This window comes from Clostridioides sp. ZZV15-6383, assembly GCF_020657735.1.
Lineage (GTDB): Bacteria > Bacillota > Clostridia > Peptostreptococcales > Peptostreptococcaceae > Clostridioides > Clostridioides difficile_D.
Window position 1 is genome coordinate 1 of record NZ_JAGWCV010000023.1, and the last position, 15,221, is coordinate 15,221.

Annotated in this window: 13 protein-coding genes and 1 riboswitch; of the genes, 12 read left to right on the forward strand and 1 reads right to left on the reverse strand. The window is 28.8% G+C overall.

The genetic code is table 11. The features are described from left to right. Positions 1-140: 140 nt before the first annotated feature. Entirely contained in the window at positions 141-1,493 is a 1,353-nt protein-coding gene (murC, locus tag KGF42_RS10005; protein ID WP_227826240.1) for a UDP-N-acetylmuramate--L-alanine ligase, read from the reverse strand. Positions 1,494-1,711: 218 nt separating this feature from the next. On the opposite strand from murC, the gene purR reads away from it, so the two are divergent. From purR to KGF42_RS10065, 12 genes are all read left to right on the forward strand, one after another. Beyond that, complete coding sequence (purR, locus tag KGF42_RS10010) at positions 1,712-2,590, forward strand: pur operon repressor (protein WP_054275364.1); 879 nt, start codon at positions 1,712-1,714, stop codon at positions 2,588-2,590. Between the two features lie 154 nt (positions 2,591-2,744). Further along, positions 2,745-3,023, forward strand: a complete 279-nt coding sequence (gene spoVG, locus KGF42_RS10015) for a septation regulator SpoVG (RefSeq protein WP_003421453.1) — start codon at positions 2,745-2,747, stop codon at positions 3,021-3,023. Between the two features lie 212 nt (positions 3,024-3,235). Beyond that, a complete protein-coding gene (gene glmU, locus KGF42_RS10020; protein ID WP_227822450.1) occupies positions 3,236-4,615 on the forward strand; it encodes a bifunctional UDP-N-acetylglucosamine diphosphorylase/glucosamine-1-phosphate N-acetyltransferase GlmU in 1,380 nt (459 codons plus the stop codon). A 94-nt stretch (positions 4,616-4,709) separates the two neighbouring features. Further along, complete coding sequence (locus tag KGF42_RS10025; RefSeq protein WP_003421448.1) at positions 4,710-5,660, forward strand: ribose-phosphate diphosphokinase; 951 nt, start codon at positions 4,710-4,712, stop codon at positions 5,658-5,660. Positions 5,661-6,023: 363 nt separating this feature from the next. Next, positions 6,024-6,109, forward strand: a riboswitch (cyclic di-GMP riboswitch). A gap of 157 nt (positions 6,110-6,266) precedes the next feature. Next, entirely contained in the window at positions 6,267-6,791 is a 525-nt protein-coding gene (locus tag KGF42_RS10030) for a prepilin-type N-terminal cleavage/methylation domain-containing protein (protein WP_227822449.1), read from the forward strand. A gap of 146 nt (positions 6,792-6,937) precedes the next feature. Further along, positions 6,938-8,614 (forward strand): ATPase, T2SS/T4P/T4SS family, encoded by a 1,677-nt coding sequence (locus tag KGF42_RS10035; protein ID WP_227826241.1) that lies wholly within the window; start codon positions 6,938-6,940, stop codon positions 8,612-8,614. 11 nt (positions 8,615-8,625) lie between these two features. Beyond that, a complete protein-coding gene (locus KGF42_RS10040; protein ID WP_227822447.1) occupies positions 8,626-9,834 on the forward strand; it encodes a type II secretion system F family protein in 1,209 nt (402 codons plus the stop codon). A gap of 14 nt (positions 9,835-9,848) precedes the next feature. After that, entirely contained in the window at positions 9,849-11,561 is a 1,713-nt protein-coding gene (locus tag KGF42_RS10045) for a PilN domain-containing protein (RefSeq protein WP_227826242.1), read from the forward strand. After that, positions 11,554-12,462 carry a type 4a pilus biogenesis protein PilO gene (locus tag KGF42_RS10050; RefSeq protein ID WP_227822445.1) on the forward strand — a complete coding sequence of 303 codons (909 nt, stop codon included), beginning with the start codon at positions 11,554-11,556 and terminating at the stop codon, positions 12,460-12,462. The genes KGF42_RS10045 and KGF42_RS10050 overlap by 8 nt, the downstream gene beginning before the upstream one ends. 26 nt (positions 12,463-12,488) lie before the next feature. Beyond that, on the forward strand, positions 12,489-13,055 hold the full coding sequence (locus KGF42_RS10055; protein WP_227826243.1) for a prepilin-type N-terminal cleavage/methylation domain-containing protein: 567 nt from the start codon (positions 12,489-12,491) through the stop codon (positions 13,053-13,055). A 36-nt stretch (positions 13,056-13,091) separates the two neighbouring features. After that, positions 13,092-13,619, forward strand: a complete 528-nt coding sequence (locus KGF42_RS10060; protein ID WP_227826244.1) for a prepilin-type N-terminal cleavage/methylation domain-containing protein — start codon at positions 13,092-13,094, stop codon at positions 13,617-13,619. A 20-nt stretch (positions 13,620-13,639) separates the two neighbouring features. Continuing rightward, the gene (locus tag KGF42_RS10065; RefSeq protein ID WP_227826245.1) at positions 13,640-15,178 is read left to right on the forward strand and encodes a hypothetical protein; all 1,539 of its coding nucleotides are present in this window, start codon (positions 13,640-13,642) and stop codon (positions 15,176-15,178) included. The last annotated feature ends 43 nt before the right edge of the window (positions 15,179-15,221 follow it).

Below are 15,221 nucleotides of genomic sequence, written 5' to 3' on the forward strand. Positions count from 1 at the left end.
AATAATGAAAGAATACAATTAAAAAACGGAATGAGTCCGATTGAATATCGAACTCATTCCGAGTAAAGATAGCCTTTTTTAAGTCTGTCTACTTGACAGGGACATATCCAATTTTGAGACAGCCTCTAAATTATTTTATATTATTTTTCAACCAACAAGTCTGCAACTTTATAAATTGGACCAGCACCAGCAGTTATTACTAAATCATTGTCATTAACATTTTCACGTAAATATTTTACTATATCTTCAAATTCTTTTATATAGATAGCATCTACGTTGTTTTGATATAATTTTTCAACCAAGTCTTTAGAATGTATATCTCCTGGGTCATTTTCTCTAGCAGCATATATATCTGTTATGATAACTTTATCAGCTGCATAGAATGCTTCTGAGAATTCACCCAAAAGAGATTTTGTTCTAGTGTAAGTATGTGGTTGGAAGACGCACCATAAAGTAGATTTTTTTAATTTTTTAGCAGCAGCCAAAGTAGCTTTTAGCTCAGTTGGATGATGCGCATAATCATCTATTACTAAAGCATGATTATAATGTCCTTTAGCTTCAAATCTTCTTCCTACACCTTTATAGATTTTTATATTTTTTCTTATAGTCTCTAAATCAATACCAGAAACAAGAGCTGCCATTATAGCAGAAGAAGCATTGTATATGTTATGAAGACCATATACAGAAAGTTCAAATTCTCCTAAATCTTTTCCTTGATATTCTATTTTAAACATTCCATGACCACTATTGTCGAAGTGAATATCTTTTATTATAGCATCATTATCAGAATCCCTACCATATTTTATAATAGTAGCTTTAACATCATACAATATGTCATCAACATTTTCATCATCGCCATTTATTATAAAATAACCTTCTGGAGGTAATAGCTTACCAAATTTGTTAAAAGAAGCCTTGATTTCATCTATTCCAGAGAAATAATCAAGATGGTCTTCCTCAACATTTAAAACTATAGATATTTTTGGATTAAAATTAAGAAAACTATCTACATATTCACATGCTTCAGTTATAAAGTGGTCAGAATTACCTATCTTAACATTACCACCTATCATACTTAAGTTACCACCAACTAGTATAGTTGGGTCTAAGTCTGCATATTCAAAGATTGTAGACAACATAGAGGTTGTAGAAGTTTTTCCATGTGTTCCAGAAACTGCTATAGAATTTTTATATTCTCTCATGATTTGGCCTAAAAAAGTTGCCCTGTTCATTACTAATTTATTTTTTTCTTTAGCAGCTATAAGTTCTTCGTTATCTGGGTGAACTGCTGCTGTATAAACAACCATATTTACATTATCTGATATATTCTCTTTTTTCTGACCGATATAGATAGTTGCCCCTTGGTCCCTAAGTTTGTCTAATAGGTATGATTCGTTTGAATCCGAACCTGAAACTTGATAACCTTTATTGATACATATTTCAGCTAATGCACTCATACTGATGCCGCCAATTCCTATAAAATGTATATTCATAATAAAACCACCTTTCTTTTTAATTAAGTCCTACAATATGAACTATTTCTGTGGTATAATAATATAATGTTCAATATTTTATAATTAATATGCATATAATATTATATGTATTTTATTTTTGAATATAATAAAACATAAGCAATATTATACCACAATAAGGATTGTTATGCATTAGTTAGTTTAACGTTATATAAAGGTACTTGTAGGAGGAAATAGTAATGAAATTTAAAAGAACAGAGAGAATTGGAGCAATAGTCAAAATACTGTCCGATAATCCAAATAAAATATATACATTAAGTTATTTTACGAATCAATTTAATGCAGCAAAATCAACAATAAGTGAAGATTTATTAGTTGTGAAGAATGTATTTGAAAAGCTACATTTAGGTAAAGTTATAACTATCTCAGGAGCAGCAGGAGGAGTAAAATATATACCTAAAACTTCTATAGCAGAAAATGCAGAGTTCTTAATGGAATTATGTGAAAAAATATGTGACAAGTCTAGAATATTATCTGGTGGTTTTTTATATTTGATTGACTTAATTTATGACCCTACAATAGCTGCTAAGATAGGAAAGATATTTGCATCAAATATTGAGTATGTGGATGCAGATTATGTTGTGACAATGGAAACAAAAGGTATACCTATGGCACTTATGACTGCAAAAGCTATGAATTTACCTCTAGTTATAATAAGAAAAGATATAAAAGTGTCAGAAGGTCCTACCCTTAGTATGACATATGTGAGTGGAAACAGCTCTAAGGTTGAAAGTATGAGTTTACCAAGAAAAGCTCTTAAACCAGATAGCAAAGTTATAATTATAGATGACTTTATGAGGGGTGGAGGTACTATAAAAGGAATGGTAGACCTTATGAATGAATTTGGTGCAGAGGTTATAGGTACTGGAGTATTTATATCTACAACTAATCCTTCTGAAAAAATGGTAAAAGATTATATTTCATTAATTCAGTTGGATGTTAATGGAGATAAAATAGTAGTAGAGCCAAACTTAAAGACTTTTAAAGATGAATATAGAAATGAAGATTTAGATGAAGAAGAAGATTCAGAATTTGAATTTGAGATAGATGAAGATTAATAAAAAAATATTTAGAAAAATATGTAAAAATAAAAAGAGGATATCCCTAGTTGCTCATAGAATTATTTAAAAAACAGTTTATATTAATTTATTCCAGCGATAATAATTTTAATATAAATTAATTTCTGTCAAAATCAAAGGGGGATATTTTGGTATGAAGATAACTGACGTAAGAGTAAGAAAATTAACAGAAGAAGGTAAGATGAAATGTATAGTTTCAATAACTTTCGATAATTTGTTTGTAGTACATGATATAAAAGTTATAGAAGGCCATAATGGCCTATTTATAGCAATGCCTAGCAGAAAAGTAGGCGAAGGTAATTTCAGGGATATAGCTCATCCAATAAATGCAGAAATGAGACAAGTTTTAGAAGATGCAGTTTTACAAGCATATCATGAAGCATTAGTTCAATGGGAAGTAGCTGCTGAATAACAATAAATATATATAATGGAGAGAGCCCGAACATTTAGGCTCTTTTTAAATGTAGAATTTCTATTAAAATATGTACTTTTTAGTAAAAAAGTGCTATATTATTAGTGATAACGTATATGTTGTATACAAATTGTTAAATAAATGTATTATAATGTATATTGATTGAGAGAATAATACGAATAAAATTAAATTTGATTGAATGGAGTGTATCAATGAACTTTAAAGCTATAATCCTTGCTGCTGGCAAAGGAACAAGAATGAAGTCTAAATACCCAAAAGTTATACATAAAGTATGCGGAAAAGAAATGGTCAACCATATTATAGATGTTTCAAAAAAATCAGGTGTAAGAGATACTGTTGTGATTTTGGGACATGAAGCTGATGTAGTAAAAGAAAAACTTGCAGAAGAAACTATAATAGCCATGCAAACAGAACAACTTGGAACAGGACATGCTGTAAAGATGGCTAAAGAATATATTAATGATGAAGATACAATTGTTGTACTTTGTGGAGATACTCCACTTATAAAGGAAGAGACACTAAAGAAACTATTTGAATATCATATAGAAAATAAATATCATGCCACAGTTCTTACAACAAGAGTTGGAAATCCAACAGGTTATGGTAGAATAATAAGAGATAAGAAGGGCGACCTCCTTAAAATAGTAGAACAAAAAGATGCAAATTCAGAAGAAAAAATGATAAGTGAGATAAACTCTGGAATTTATTGTTTCAATGGAAAAAGTCTTAGAGAAGCTTTAGATTTGCTAAATAATAACAATGCACAAGGCGAATATTATTTAACTGATACTGCTAAAATAATGAGAGATAAAGGATTAAAAGTGGGTGCATTTGCAGGTTCAACTATTGAAGAACTTATGGGTGTTAACTCAAGAGTAGAATTATCAAAGGCTGAAGAGATTATGAGAAGAAGAATAAATGAATCTCACATGGTAAATGGAGTGACTATAATAGACACTAACTCTACCTATATAGAATCTGACGTTGTGATAGGTAATGATACTATAATATATCCAGGTGTTATGTTACAAGGAAAAACAAAGATAGGTTCAGACTGTATAATTGGAATGAATTCATTTATAACAAATTCAGAAATAGGTGATGGTACAGAAGTAAAAAATTCAACTGTAATTGATAGTAAAGTTGGAGAAAATACTACTGTTGGTCCATATGCATATCTAAGACCAAAGAGTAACTTAGGAAACAATGTGAAAATAGGTGATTTTGTAGAAGTAAAAAATGCTATTATAGAAGATGGTTCAAAAGCATCTCACCTTTCTTATATAGGGGATGCACATGTTGGTAAAAATGTAAATATTGGATGTGGAGTAGTCTTTGTAAACTATGATGGTAAAAATAAATTTAAATCAATAGTAAAAGATAATGCATTTATAGGTTCAAATTCTAATTTAGTTGCTCCAGTAGTTGTGGAAGAAAAAGGATATATAGCAACAGGTTCAACAATAACACATGATGTTCCAGATGGAGCTTTGGCAATAGCTAGAGAAAGGCAAGTTATTAAAGAGGGCTGGGTAGAAAAGAAGAATCAAAAAGATGACCAAAGTAAGTAGTTATATAGTTTATTATTTTGGCTAAAAAATTTAGCTCGAAATTATTATAAATTATATTCATTAGTATTTTAAAATTTTCAGGAGGGTTACATAAATGAATACTAGCGGAAGCGAGATTAAAATTATTGCAGGTAATTCATCGAAAGAGTTAGCACAGAAAATAGCTGACTATATAGGTGTATCAGTGTTAGATTGTGAAGTAGGTACATTTAGTGATGGTGAAATATGTGTAAACATGAATGAAACAGTAAGAGGCTGTGATGTGTTTGTAGTGCAATCTACTAATAGTCCAGTGAATGATAACTTAATGGAGTTATTAATCTTAATTGATGCGTTAAAGAGAGCATCAGCAGGAAGAATAACAGCAGTTATTCCTTATTATGGATACGCAAGACAGGACAGAAAGGCTAAGGCAAGAGATCCAATCACTGCTAAATTAGTTGCAAATTTAATAACTGCTGCTGGAGCAGATAGAGTATTAACAATGGATTTACATGCAGCTCAAATACAAGGATACTTTGATATACCATTAGACCACTTACTAGGTGGAACGATATTAGCAAATTATTTCAATGAAAAGAAAATAGAAGATTTAGTAGTAGTATCTCCTGACTTAGGAAGTGTTACTAGATCAAGAAAATTTGCTAATACTTTAAATGGAGAAGTTCCAATAGCTATAATAGATAAGAGAAGACCAAAAGCTAATGTATGTGAAGTTATGAATTTAATAGGTGATGTTAAAGGTAAAAATGTTATACTATTAGACGATATGATAGACACAGCAGGAACAATAGTTAATGCTGCAAATGCACTAAAAGAGTTTGGAGCAAAGGATGTTTATGCTTGTTGTACTCATGGTGTATTATCAGGACCAGCTATTGAAAGAATTGCTAATTCAGAGATAAGTGAGTTAATAGTTCTTGATACTATACAACTTCCTGAAGAGAAAAGAATAGATAAGATAAAGATAAAAACTGTAGCTCCTTTATTTGGTGATGCTATAAGAATGATATTCTCTAACGAATCAGTAAGCAAATTATTCTAATTTATTAGATTTATAGGAGTTGTTTAAAAGGATAAAAACCTTTTAAGCAACTCTTTTTTAGTATTTGATGATTTTATAAAATACTATATTGTAATAGCTTTTAGCTTTCAAATAAATACTAGCAAAGGATGGAAATGATAATGATAAAACTAAATGATAATTTATAAATATCTCCTTACGATATATGATGATTGTAGGGAGATGTTTCTTTTTGTGGAGTATAGTTATTTTTAGAAATCATGTTTCAATATGTAAATTTTTGGTATATATAAATAATATAACATGTGTTGCTAAAATGTGGTAACTATTATATAATATATGTGGATATGTATATCTATTATGAGTTATATATTATTCTGAATTTAATAAAATAGAAACGTTGATGTATGTTCTGTGATGTGGGCACCTTGGAGCATATTGAGTTAGTGGTGCAACCGGCTATGAAATTGTATTTATTTATAGATACTTCTATTTTCATAGTTTTTTTGTTTAAAAATGGTTATATGCTAGAAATAAATCTGGTTAGTACGTGTAAATAATTTTACTTAGATTTTTAACCAGATATATTATAAATAAATATTAATTAAAAATTGAGGGGGAATAAAAATGAAGTTAAGAAAGAATAAAAAAGGTTTCACTTTAGTGGAATTATTGGTAGTAATTGCAATTATAGGTATATTAGCAGTAGTAGCAGTTCCAGCTTTATTTAGTAATATAAATAAGGCTAAGGTAGCAAGTGTTGAGTCTGATTATAGCTCAGTTAAGAGTGCAGCATTATCTTATTATTCAGATACTAATAAGATACCAGTTACAACAGGAGATAAAACTGGTTTAACTAGCTTAAATGATTATATGGAATCTCTTCCTGATAAAGCAGATATAGGTGGAAAATATGAATTGATTAAAGTTAGTAATAAATTAGTATTACAGATAGGTACAAATGATGATGGAGTTACATTAACAGAAGCACAATCAGCAAAATTATTGAGTGATATAGGCGATAAAAAAATATATACAAGTATTTCAGCTGATAATCTTGGAAGTCCATTAACAAGTGCTACAAAAGTAGATAACAAAGCTCTATATATAGTTCTTATAGATAATACTGTGATGGATTCAAAAAATAATTAAGTCTATATTTTTATAAAAAATATTATGGATTCAATAAAAAGCATCTTAAAAAAACAGGAAGAAAATCTTCCTGTTTTTTTATACTATTTTCTTTAATCTCCAATCATAAATGATGATATAATTGAGATAGTAAAGGAGTGAAATCTGTGGCTAAAAAAGTTAGAATAGGAGATAAACTAGTCGAAAAAGGATACATAACAGAAGACCAGCTTAAATGGGCATTATCAGAACAAAAAAACAGCGGGAAAAGACTAGGAGAAATTCTAGTACAAGAAGGACTTATAGATGGTAACTTATTAATAAGTGTATTAAAAGAACTTTTAGATATAGAAAGTATATTTTTAGAAGGAACAGAAATAGACACCTTAGCTACTAAAATGGTTCCAGAAAATATATGCAAAAGATATACTGTATTTCCATTCAAAATTGATGGAAATAAAATATGTCTAGCCATGTCAGACCCACAAGACAGAGAAGCAGTTCAAGATGTAAGACGTATGTCAGGTAAAGACGTAGAGATATTTATATCAAATGCAGACGATATAAACAAAGCAATAGCTCATGCTTATGCACATTCAGAAATAAATAAAGCAATGACTGAGTACAACAAAAATAGAACTGGTGGAGTAAGAGAAACTGTAATACTTGAAGAAGATGTAAATGCTGCTCCAATAGTAAGATTAGTAAATAACATATTAGAAAATGCTGTTAGAATGGAAGCAAGTGATATACATATAGAACAAAGCGAAAATTATATGCGTGTTAGATTTAGAATAGATGGGATGTTAAGGGAATATATGAGGATGAACTCAGCACCATATAAGGCAGTAATAAGCCGTATCAAAATAATGTCAGATATAAATATATCTGAAAAAAGAATCCCACAAGATGGTAGAATCTATTTGAAAGTAGATAATAAGCCTATAGACTTTAGGGTTTCTACAATGCCAACCAATAGGGATGAAAAGATAGCCATGAGGGTTCTTGATAAGAGTAATTTTATGGTTAGTAAAGAAGTACTAGGAATAGACGAACATGGCTCTAAGATGTATGACGAATTGATAAACACTCCTTATGGGCTTATATTGGTTGTTGGCCCTACTGGAAGTGGAAAGACCACTACATTGTATTCAATGTTAAATCAATTAAATACAGAGAATAGAAACCTATTAACAATAGAAGACCCTATAGAGTATGAATTACCTGGTGTAAATCAATCTCAAATAAATGAAAAGGCAGGACTTACCTTCGCTAGTGGACTTAGAGCTTTTATGCGTCAAGACCCAGATATAATAATGGTTGGAGAGATAAGAGATACTGAAACAGCAGAAATAGCAATTAGAGCTTCTCTTACAGGACATTTAGTTTTAAGTACATTGCATGCAAATACAGCAGTTGGAGCAATTTCACGTCTTTTAGATATGGATGTGGAAAGTTTTTTGATAACTTCATCTGTTTTAGGGGTAATATCTCAAAGACTTACACGAAAAATATGTGAGCATTGTAAGGCTTCATATGAAGCAGATACTGGAGAAAAAAAGGCTCTTGGCATTGATGTAAATGAATCAGTAACTATTTATAAAGGGGAAGGTTGTGAAAGATGCAATAATACTGGATATAAGGGACGTCTAGGTATATTTGAAATGCTTGAAATTACTCCAGAAATAAAAGAGTTAATAGATTCATCTGCAAATCAAAGAGAAATTTTAAAGATGGCTAGAAAACAAGGTATGGTTAGTTTAAAAGAGGATATAGTTAAAAAGGTTTTAAATGGAAAGACAACAGTAGAAGAAATGATTAGAATAATTTTGATGACTGATTAAAGGATGATATTATGAAAAGTTTTAAGTATACAGTAATAAAAGAGGATGGAAAAAAGCAAACTGATGTGATTGAAGCCAATGATTTTAACGAAGCTAGAAGTCTTCTTAGAAAAAGAAATCTTAGAGTTCTTGAAATTAAAGAAAGTAAGAGTAAAAACATAAGTGTATTTAGTAGAAAGAGAAAAAAGGACTTAGGAGCTGACCAGATAAGCCACTTTTGTAGACAATTTGCGATTATAGTATCTTCTGGTATAAATAGTATTTCAGGATTAGAAACATTAGCTAGAAGGTCAACCAATGTTACATTGAGAGAAGAAATTAATCGTGTAGTGGCAGAAATAAAGGTAGGTTCTACTATTGCAGATTCAATGCTTTCACCAAAATCAAAGTTTCCAAAGTTACTTGGTGCTATGGTAGCTACAGGTGAGGCTACAGGTAAATTAGATGAAGTACTAAAAAGTATGGCTTCATTTTATTCAAGTGAACATAGAATTAAGCAAAAGCTTAGAAATGCAGCGACATACCCATTAATAGTTTTGATTTCTTCATTTATAATGATTTTTATATTTACAGCGTTTATGGTGCCTAAGATGATTAATTCAATTACAACAGTAGGTGCAAATCTTCCACTTATAACGAGAATTGTTATGTGGTTTGGTATGTTTATGAAAAAGTTTTGGATAATAGTACTTTTAGCTATTATACTATCTATTTACCAATTTAAGAAGTATCTAAAAACACCAGTTGGGAGAGCACATAAAGATAGAGTCATAAATAAGATACCTGTTTTAGGAAAAGGAATAAACTGCATGGTAGCTACACGATTTTCAAGAGCCTTGTATCTATTTGTATCAACAGGGTACCCATTAATTCAGGGACTTGATTACATTATAGATAGTGTAAATAATACTATGGCAGAAAAGATTTTAGCATCAGCTAAAGATGGAATAACAAGAGGTGAGGGCTTAGCAGAAAATTTACAGAGATATACATATTTTGATTCTGTATTGGTACAGATGATAGCTATAGGTGAGCAGACAGGGGAATTAGAGAATATAAGTAGACAGATAGCCGAATTCTATGAGTATGAATCCGAGATTTATTTAAATAGGATGGCATCAATGATAGAGCCTGTTTTAATAATTGCAGTTGGTATTATAGTTGCGGTACTGGTTGTATCAATATTTATGCCAATGCTTAGTATATATGATGCTATGTAGGAGGGAAAGGACAAATGAACAAGGTTTATGTATCATATTATGGCGATTCTATTTCCATAGTTGAGGGCAGATATAAACATGATAAAGATAAGTTTTATGTAAAAAATCTTAATGTGTTTTCAATAGAGGATATTGTGCAAGATTTTTCTAAGGAAAAGTATGCTCTATTGAGGTACGCATTAGAAAATGTGAAATTAAAATCAAGACATGTAGTTTTTTGTTTAAATACAAGAGATGTAATTCTAAAACCCCAAAAACTTCCTAAGATGGAGAAAAAGGATTTAGATGGATTTATGAAGCTAGAGATGGATGAGATGATGGCTTTGGAATCAGATGAATATGTGTTTTCATATGAAGTATCTAGTGAAACATATGATAATTCAGATGGTGATGAGGCAAGTTTAAATCTTATTATTGGAGCTATACAAAAGGAAGAAGTAAATGCAATTGTAGAGATAATGCATGAATTTGATTTGATATTAGATAGGATAGATACATTATCAACAGCTTATTTAAGAATTCTTAAAAATTTAGATTATAACGATATAATGGTAACCAATATAAGTGACAATAGTACAATTATAAATATATACAAGAAAGATACTTTATTTATCAGTGATAATATACCTATAAAGATAACTGCTAAAGACATGGATATGCAATTATTAAATGTAGTAGAAGAATCAAAAGGTCTTATGAATTACTATTCGTCAAGAAACTTTGGTAAGGTTACAGATACTATATTAATATTAGGAAAAAGATATTCCAATAAATTAATTTATGAAGCTTTTAGTTCTGCATTTTCAAATTATATTTCTCAAGGTCTTACTGAGATAATGGATATATCTGATATGATAACTGGAGATATAGATGAAGATGATATAAATTCAATTGTAGAGCTTTTAGGAAGTATGATAGAGCCTAAAGGTAAAAGGGATTTTGAAAATATAAACTTTTTACCAATAGATATACTTAGAAAACAGATGAAAGCTAAACAGATGAAAAATATATTGAAAATCGCGCCAATAGTTATTTTAGTACTTGCTATTCCTTATTTATGTTTAATTTTCTCAAATAGCTTAGTTAATAAAGAACTTGAAAATGTTAATGGTGAAATAAGAAATATTGAATCTGCATATTATCAGATTGGGAATATAGAAAAAATGATACAAAGCAAAAGCGAAGAAATAAAGGTATATGATATGTTAATTGGAAAAAAGGTAAAATGGGAAAATTTATTGGATGATATAGATAAAAATACTCCAAGCAAAGTTGAACTAACAAGTTTATCGACGACTTATCAAAATCTTGATACTACTAATAAAACTGATAACTCAAACAGCAATAAAACTACAACAGATAAATCAAGTAATAATGAAACAAAATCAAATACGAAAAGTGATAGTAATGGAGATAAAACAAATAATGATTTAAATGAAGGTAAGACTACAAATGTATCAGAAGCATTAACTGGAAATAGTGAGACTAATAATACCGACACAGATAAAGATGATAAAACTCCATTATATGATAAAATACCAAATGTTATAAATATAGAAGGAAATGCTAAAGATTCTTCTTATATAGGTCAATTTTTATATAAATTAAAGGGATTGTATTATTTCGAAGATATTAAATTACATAGCATAAAAAGTAATGAAGAAGATTCTAACTATACATTTAGTATTACATTATACCTGAAAGAAGGTGTATTAACTAATGAATAAAGATATATTTAAAAAAGACATAAAAGATATATTTAAAATGGAAGTTAGTCTAAAAGGAATTCTTATAAAGGTCATAATTTTATTAGCTATTTTATCATATGGGTACTTTGGACTTTATCCTCAATATCAGAAATACGTTGCTACAAAAAATTCTGTAAAACAAGCTACAGAGAAATTAAATACATATAAAGAGAAAACAGCACTTATGCCAAAGTATGAAAAACAACTTAAGGAAGTTGAAAGTAAATTAAGAGAAAAAAGCAAAAATCTTTTGTATGATATGCAAGATGGACTTTTTTTAATAGGTTTAGATAAAAAAATGAAAGCTTATAATATTGACTTAACTAGTTATGATGTTGGAAGCGTTAGAGAATATGAACATTTTTATGGTATATCAACAACAATAAGTGTTAGAGGTGATTATAGAAATGTCAAAAAATTAATGGCTTATTTAGAAGAACAAAAAAATGTTACTCAGATACTAGATTATACAATGACTTCATATATAGAGCCAGAAAAAGAAGAAGAGGAAACGACAAGTAATAGGGATTTAATCAAAAATGTGAACATAAATAAAGATACAAAAATATATTGGGTAGAAGGCGAAGATAAGTGGCACTTATACAATGACTGTCCACTGATAAAAGAGGGAGAAATTCTAAAAAATGATAAACTTTTAGATAGGTCTACTAGTTATTTATGTAATACATGTGTACTTAGAGCTGCAACAGAAAAAGAAACAAAGAAAGAAATCGTAGCTCCAAAAGCAGAAGGTGTAGTAGATGCTACATTTAAATTTATAATGTACACTAAAGATAATACTACAATGATACTTGATACAGATAATCCATCTTTATGGAAACCAGGAAAATATAATCCATTTAAGTCTAGTGTGAAATAAAGTTAAATGGGCTTTAAAGATAGGTGATGAGTTTGTACAAAAATAATGAAAAGGGTCTTACCTTATTAGAAATAATAGTAGCTGTGTTTATACTGACAATAGTTTTAAGCATTTCTTATAAAGTGTTCAATGGTATAACATCAGCAGTAAAAAAGCAACAAATCATTACAGATGCTCAAGTGAATGTTAATCTAATTAATAAGTATCTAAATAGAGATTTGGAGAACTGCAAGGAGATAACTAAAACTAGTTTGGGAAGTAATTATGAATATAGTGTAGAGACTCCAGATAAAACTATAAAATATGAAGTTTCTATAGAAACTAAAAATAATACAGGTGTATACTCTGTAACAAGAATTCAAGAAAATACAAATGATGCTGAAAATGCACTTAGGGAAGAAATAATCTCTAATCAACCACTAGTTCAAAACAATAAAGAAATGAAGAAAACACCATTTAAAATAGAAAAACAAGCTGGTAAATCTATTTATACTATAAGTATATATTATAATGAATCAGTGCAAGAAAGTCAGAAAAATAGTTATTTAAATAACAAGACTTATACATTTGATGTTATGTCGAGAATTGGGTAACGAGAATTTATTTAAAAATAAGTAGGTTGATAAAATATGGGTAAAAAAAGTAGTGAAAAAGGATTTTCCTTAATTGAAGTATTAGTAGCTATGGCTATTATGGGAATTATACTATTTGCATTTTTTTATATTATCAATACTAATAATAAAGTCAATACTAAAAATGAAACAGATATAAGTTCCTTAAACTATGTTCAAAGTGAAATAGAAAATCTAAGAGAAAAAATAAAAAGTGGAGAATTTGATTTTGATAGTCTAGATAAAAGAGAAGATGGAACTGTCATATATGAAAAACTAATAGATAAGTCAAAAAAAGTTGTATATGATAAAGTGCTTAGTGAGGGTAATGTGAGTCTATATGATACTCCATATGAAAAGATTACAACAACAGAAGATGAAGATGGTAATTTAATCGACAAAGAACATATTACAAATAAGATAAAGATTATTGTAGAAGATAAAAATGGTAAGATATATAAAATAACTGTAACTGGAAAAAGCATGAATGACTATTCAAGTAAAAAAGAAGTTAAAATTGTAACTGAAATATTTAAAGATAAATAATTTTACTTGGGGGTGAGATTTTGAGGAAGTGGAATAAATTTAAAAGTGAGAGAGGGGCAGCTTTAGTTTTAGTTTTGGTTGTAGTAGCATTGCTTTCTATTGTTGGATTGACATTTTCGAATCAGATAGCTAATAGAATAAAATCTACAAAGACGACTAATGAGGGTATACAAGCAAAGTATTTAGCAGAAACATGTGTGGAAAATAGTATTGATAAAGCATATGAAAAATTATATGATGAGCTTGAAAAAATGGATAATGAGTTTAAAAGTGAAAATCAAGAAAAATCGATATCTAGGTCAAAATTAAGAAACATATCAGATGAAGATTTTAATAATCAAGATGAGGAAAATCTTGAAGCAGAAAGACTAGGCTATATGAATAATATAAATTTCTATTTGGATAAGGCTTCCTCACATTTAGAAAAAGCTAGTATGGAATTAAAAAAATTACATGATTTAAATATATTAGATGACAGAGATATTGAATATGTAGATGCAAATATTCTCTCACATAGAGATTCTATATTAAACATTTGTAAGAATTATACTTATGGAGATATTAGTAAAATAAATGAAAAAATTTTGGATAGAGATATAGATTCAACTACATTGATTGGGGCAAAGTTAGTAAATAATGATATTCTTTTAAAAATGTTTTTAGAAGAAAATAAAGTCGAAAATGAACATTTAAATTCGGCATTTTCATACACTTATAGGTCGTTAGATAACATTTCTTTGGCGATGCAAAATATGATTGAGTATAGACATACATTTCATGTAGGTGAGCCAAAAGTAGAAGTATCTGATGGAATTCCAAATTCTCAACAATATTATGAATTAATACAAAATCCTATAATAAATAGTACAGAGTATAGTTGGAGTAGTAAATGGGACGCATTAGAAAATCTATTAAAAATTTTACCAAATCAAACTCAAGGATTTAATTCTTTAAGAGTTCATCTGAGAAATAATGTAAGAAAATTTGAGAAGTTAAGCGATAATATATCTAGTGATAAAAAAGATACAGCAGAAGATTTCTTAAAGTATAAAGAGTTATTGTATGAAATATCAGACCAATGTAATAAGTTAAAAAGTATGTCTTATGAGAAAATACCTGTTGAATATGATAATATGGCTTTAATAACAACCTTTGATTATATACAAAATGAGCTTTTAGCAGAGATAAAATGTAGACTGAAAGAATTAAAACCCCAAGAAGTTGATAAAACAGAAGATATTACTATAAAAGTACCTTTTTATAGGGCTGACTACGACATGACAAAAGAAGAATGGCCAAAATTAAAAGAAAATGGTTCAGGGACAGAGTTAAGTTTAATAGTAACTGGTGACAAAGATGGAATAAAAGAAGTAGAACTTACAGATGGCAAAAAAAATATTATTGGTTTAGGTGTTGAAGAAAATTCAGATTCACAATATAAAGTTGAGGCTATTGTAAACTTTAATCTAAATATAGATACAAATGTATCTGGGAATTATGATATAAAAGATAAAATTTTAATTAATCATGATATAAGTTCGTACAAAAAAGTAAACTAAACATAAAAAGTAACTTAGTATAAACAAATAATAAAATAATTTT